The sequence below is a fragment of the Nocardioides albidus genome (assembly GCF_006335005.1).
Lineage (GTDB): Bacteria > Actinomycetota > Actinomycetes > Propionibacteriales > Nocardioidaceae > Nocardioides > Nocardioides albidus.
Genome location: NZ_VDMP01000024.1, coordinates 238 through 2,687, shown reverse-complemented (window position 1 = coordinate 2,687; position 2,450 = coordinate 238). Strand labels below are relative to the sequence as shown.

Here is a 2,450-nt window from a genome sequence, read left to right as displayed (position 1 = left end):
CTCGACCACGACGAGCCCCGCCGCGTCGCAGAGTCCGTGCGGACCATGGGCCTCCGATACGCCACCATCACCGGCGTCGCCCGCGACGACCTCCCCGACGGCGGCGCCTGGCTCTACGCCGAGACCGTCCGCGCCATCCACGACCTCAACCCCGACACCGGCGTCGAGAACCTCATCCCCGAGTTCAACGGCCGCCCCGACCTGCTCACCGAGGTCTTCGAGTCCCGCCCCGAGGTCCTCGCCCACAACGTCGAGACCGTGCCGCGGATCTTCAAACGCATCCGCCCCGCGTTCCGCTACGACAGGTCACTCGACGTCCTGACCCAGGCCCGGACCTTCGGCCTGGTCACCAAGTCCAACCTCATCCTCGGCATGGGCGAGACCCGCGACGAGGTCTCCCAAGCCCTGCGCGACCTCCACGACGCCGGCTGCGAGCTCATCACCATCACCCAATACCTCCGCCCCTCGCCGCGCCACCACCCCGTCGAGCGCTGGGTCAAGCCCGAGGAGTTCGTCGAGCTCGCCACCGAAGCCGAGGAGATCGGCTTCGCAGGAGTGCTGTCCGGGCCGCTCGTGCGTTCGTCGTACCGGGCCGGTCGTCTGTATCGTCAGGCGATGGCCGCGCGGGACGCGCGCGCCGAAGCGACTGCCTGAAGTTCCGCCGAAGTTCCGCCCGAGGAGACCGCAGCACCCCATGTCGAACACGCCTCTCGACCCGTCCACGATGAGCCGCCGCCGGCAGATCCTCGAGACCTACAAGATGTCCCGGGAGGTCGACCCGGCGATCCGTTGGTGGATGCTCGGCTCGTTCCTGCTCTTCGCCGGCCTCGGCATGGCGCTGTTCCGCCTCGTCCTCCCGCACAACGACTCGGTCTTCAGCTGGATCCTCGCCGGCGTCGCGAGCTTCCTGATCGGCCTGCTCGCCCTGATGATCGTGTTCGGCCGCCGCGCCCAGAAGGCCGCGTTCGCCCGTCTCGACGGCCAGCTCGGCGCCGCCGCCCGCGCGCTGAGCATGTTGCGCCGCGGCTGGGTGGTCGAGGAGGTCGTCGGCTTCACCAAGCAGCAGGACATGGTCCACCGCGTCGTAGGCCCCCCGGGCATCGTCCTCGTCGGCGAGGGCAACCCCGGCCGCCTCAAGGCCCTGATGATCAGCGAGCACAAGAAGCACGAGCGTGTCGCCGGCGACTACCCGGTCCACGACGTCATCGTCGGCAAGGACGAGGGCCAGGTGCCGCTCAACAAGCTGGTCCGCCACGTGCAGAAGCTCGGCCGCCAGGTGAAGCCCGCCGAGATCACCGAGATCCGCCAGCGCCTGCGCGCCCTCGACGCCCAGCGCCCCAAGGTCCCGCTCCCCCGCGGCCCCGTGCCCACCTCGATGAAGGGCATGCGCGGCAACCTCCGCGGCCGCTGATCGCCTCTCCACACCCCGCCACCTCCTGGTGGCGCCTGCCGCCCGGATCGGGATAGCGTCGCGCACGCGTCCCCGGTCCGGGCGCTGCACTTCTCGGGAGGACCCATGGGTACGACGATCCGCGCGGCACTGGCGGCGCTCGTGCTGCTGCTCGGCCTGGTCGGGTGCGGCGACGACGCCCCCTCGCCCCAAGACCCTGAGTCGACGTGGAGCCCCACGGGCAAGATGGAGACGCCGACCTCGGCTGCCGACGAAACGCCCGATGAGCCGCAGATCCCGGATGAAGCCACGAAAGCGACCAAGGCAGGCGCCCGTGCGTTCATCACGTACTACTGGGAGCTGATCAACTACGCCCAAGCGACGGGGGACATCAAGACACTCAGGGCCGTCTCGAGTGCTGAGTGTCGCGGCTGCCTCTCTGGAATAAACGGCATCCGCACTCTGTATAAGGAGGGCGGTTACCTCACCGGGGGTGACTACTCCGTCGACGTCACCATGCTCGAGAAGGCGGAGTTCGAGACGCCGAGCGCGAGGGCATTCCACGCCCAAATCAGCGCTCGCAATGAAGAGCAGGTCATCACTGCTGGGGACGGTTCGACAACGATTTCCGACCCCGCTACCAACGATATCGAGGTCTATGTCCTTTGGGTGGCTGATCAGTGGCGCATGGATGTCTTGGTGATTCGATGACTCGCTGGATTGCCGTCCTCCTAGCAGCGGTCATCGAGGCATCCTGGTGTTCGCCAGCCCTCGCGGCCGACAAGCCAACGCCAAAGCCGTCAGCCACCGCATCGTCACAAGGAGGTCACTCAGCCGACGGGTTCTTCGTCAACACCGTGAAAAAGGACCAACGCGGCAGCCCCGGATCCACCTCAGAGGGAATACGAAGTCAATCCGGTCCAAAGATCGTCGCCGGTACCGCCGCCTGTGCCGCTGCTGACGCTGGTGCGACGGCGTCAGGTGTTGCGGTTTCCTATTGCAACGATCAACCCTCCGGTCCGACCCTGGCCGACGTCCAGAAGGCCTTCGGTGAACTCAA

The 2,450-nt window shown here is 67.6% G+C and carries 4 protein-coding genes; all 4 read left to right on the top strand.

Features of this window, described 5'->3' with window-relative positions; genetic code table 11:
* A partial coding sequence (locus FHP29_RS10910; RefSeq protein WP_139623298.1) for a lipoyl synthase occupies positions 1-654 on the top strand: 654 nt, incomplete at its 5' end.
* A gap of 40 nt (positions 655-694) precedes the next feature.
* Positions 695-1,411, top strand: a complete 717-nt coding sequence (locus FHP29_RS10905) for a DUF4191 domain-containing protein (RefSeq protein WP_139622909.1) — start codon at positions 695-697, stop codon at positions 1,409-1,411.
* A 105-nt stretch (positions 1,412-1,516) separates the two neighbouring features.
* A complete protein-coding gene (locus tag FHP29_RS10900; RefSeq protein WP_139622908.1) occupies positions 1,517-2,101 on the top strand; it encodes a DUF6318 family protein in 585 nt (194 codons plus the stop codon).
* A partial coding sequence (locus FHP29_RS22205) for a hypothetical protein (protein WP_205014032.1) occupies positions 2,098-2,450 on the top strand: 353 nt, incomplete at its 3' end. The genes FHP29_RS10900 and FHP29_RS22205, both read left to right, overlap by 4 nt.

Bases quoted from the DNA above. Each gene is read 5' to 3' on its own strand.
- FHP29_RS10905 (WP_139622909.1), top strand. From the start codon at position 695: ATGTCGAACACGCCTCTCGACCCGTCCACGATGAGCCGCCGCCGGCAG.
- FHP29_RS10900 (WP_139622908.1), top strand. From the start codon at position 1,517: ATGGGTACGACGATCCGCGCGGCACTGGCGGCGCTCGTGCTGCTGCTC.